This window comes from Protofrankia sp. CiP1_Cm_nod2 (assembly GCF_920664355.1).
In the GTDB taxonomy this organism is placed as follows: domain Bacteria; phylum Actinomycetota; class Actinomycetes; order Frankiales; family Frankiaceae; genus Protofrankia.
This window is the reverse complement of sequence record NZ_CAKKTL010000347.1, coordinates 1,903-4,232: the sequence shown is the minus strand read 5'-3', so window position 1 is coordinate 4,232 and position 2,330 is coordinate 1,903. Positions and strand designations below refer to the sequence as shown.

The following is a 2,330-nucleotide window of genomic DNA, read 5'->3' as shown; positions in this document are numbered from 1 at the left end:
GCCCGGTCGCGGCCCGTGCGCCCGAGCGGCCTTCCGTCCCGGGCCGTCCGCCTGCCCGCGACCGGCGACCGGCCCTCGGCAGGCAACCGGCCCTCGGCGGGCGGCCCCGGCCACTCGAGCGGGCCGGCAAGCCGGCGGCCCGGGAGGCGGAAACCGGTGGCCCCGGAAGGCACCCGGGAAGGCGCCCGGAAGACTCTCAGCCCGCGGAAACCGCCCTGGGACCGGGCGTGTGGGCCGCGGCCACACTCGACCGGATCCATTCGACGATTTCGCCCGTGGTCGCTCCGGGCGTGAATATCTCGGCGACACCGAGTGCCTTCAGCTGCGGAATGTCAGCATCCGGTATGATCCCGCCACCGGTCACCACGATGTCGGTGGCGCCGCGCTCCCGCAGCAAATCCATCAGGCGCGCGAAAAGGGTCATGTGCGCGCCCGAGAGCACCGACAGGCCGATACAGTCTGCGTCCTCCTGGATAGCGGTCTCGACAATCTGCTCGGGCGTCTGGTGCAGACCGGTGTAGACGACCTCCATGCCCGCGTCCCGCAGTGCCCGCGCAATAACCTTGGCGCCGCGGTCGTGGCCGTCAAGACCAGGTTTGGCGACCACCACCCGGATACGTTCACCGGTTCCGCTCACGCGGCCTCCTTGCGTTTCCTGACACCATCCGGCCGGGACGTCGCCTCCCTGACGCGGTGCCCCGTACATGGCGTTCCGTGGCCCGATCTCTCCGTAGACCCTAGCCGGACGCACCGGCGGAAGCACGCTGTTGCCCGACGGGATCACAGCCGCCGCCGTACCGGCCGGCGGTCACGGCGAGAAACCAACAGTCGACATCCACCCGCTTTTTTTATACTCTCAGTAATGGTAGACGTCATGGCGGTTCCCAGCGGATGCCTCCCGGGCCGCGCTACGGCCCGTCTGGCGCGCACCGGCCGGGCCATCCCCGGTGGATGCCGGCCGGCTGGGCGCCGCCCGCGCGGTCGACGGCCTACCGGGCCAGGCCTGGCCGGCCGCGGCATCCGGGCAACGTCCGGGGGCTTCGTGCCTGCGAGTATCGTGCCGTTCCCGGGTCCTTCCCCGCGCGGGAGACCCGGACCCACGGCCGCGCGAGCAGGCCGATGATCGCGTTGCCTTCGGCCGGCCAGTTCGTGCGGCCAGCTGGTTCTTCGGACAACTGTCCGAGCACGGACGGGAGCAGGGCAATCGGAAAGCGTCAACTGGGGCCGGCGGGGGCGGCGGCAGGCAGAGCCACCAGATCGGTGAGCGCATCCGTGGCCCGTCGCGGCACACGCGTGACCCGCGGCCTGCTTGAGACACCGGGGGCGATCCGCGGCATGGCCACGGAGGCCACCTGGCTGGCGACCCATATCGCCTTTTACCCGATCGGGGCCGTCTCGGAACGGCTACGCGAACCGGCCGACCGCTACACCCTCGACGGCCTCTCCCCGCTGCGGCGCGGGCTGCTCGTCGGCGACATCGAAGCCGCGGGCACACCGATCCTGCTGGTCCATGGCCTGATCGACAACAGGTCGATCTTCACTCGGCTGCGCCGGTCGCTGCGCCGGCGAGGCTTCGGACGGGTCGCCACCGTGAACCTGCCGCTGTTCACCGCGGACGTCCCGACGGCGGCCCGCAAGCTGGCCGCGGTGGTCGAGACGATGTGCGAGCAGACGGGCTACCCGCGCATACACATCGTCGGGCACTCCCTCGGCGGCCTGGTCGCCCGCTACTACGTGCAGAAACTCGACGGCGACGCCCGTGTGCACACCCTGGTGACGCTGGGCACACCGCACGAGGGCACCCGCCTGGCCCGGCTGCTGCCCCCGATGGTGCCGTACACCCTGCTGCGCCAGCTCGTCCCGGGCTCGGACGTGGTCCGCGAGCTGGCCGAGCCCGCGCCGAACTGCCGGACCCGGTTCGTGGCCTTCTCCGGGGACCTGGACACGATCATCCGTCCGACCGAGGCGGCGCTCATCCGCCATCCGGACCTGACCGTCCGTAACCTGCGGGTTCCCGGCGTCGGCCACCACTCGCTGCCGTTCAACATCGACGTCGTCCATCGGATCGCGACCACGCTCGCGCATCTGGACGACGTCGAGTACACCGCCCCGGCCAGCGGACGCACCGGCCCTGACACCGGACGCACCGGCCTCGGCGGCGAGGAGGGGCCGGCGGAGGCAGGAGTGGAGATGGTGGCAGAGGCCGAGATGGCGGCAGGAGCCGAGATGGCGGCAGGAGCCGAGGCGGAGGTGCCGGCTACGGCCCCGAGATCCCTGCGTGATGCTCGTCCCGACCGCGCGTCATGGGCGGACGGCCGTCCAGCGGCCGG

2 protein-coding genes are annotated in these 2,330 nt (G+C 71.8%); one reads left to right on the top strand and one right to left on the bottom strand.

Features of this window, described 5'->3' with window-relative positions; translation table 11 throughout:
* Positions 1-196 precede the first annotated feature (196 nt).
* The gene (locus NBW84_RS23065; protein WP_250287361.1) at positions 197-637 is read right to left on the bottom strand and encodes a cobalamin B12-binding domain-containing protein; all 441 of its coding nucleotides are present in this window, start codon (positions 635-637) and stop codon (positions 197-199) included.
* Positions 638-1,293: 656 nt separating this feature from the next.
* Here NBW84_RS23065 and NBW84_RS23060 point away from each other — a divergent pair.
* Positions 1,294-2,330 (top strand): alpha/beta fold hydrolase (locus NBW84_RS23060; RefSeq protein WP_250287359.1); only part of this gene is annotated, 1,037 nt, incomplete at its 3' end.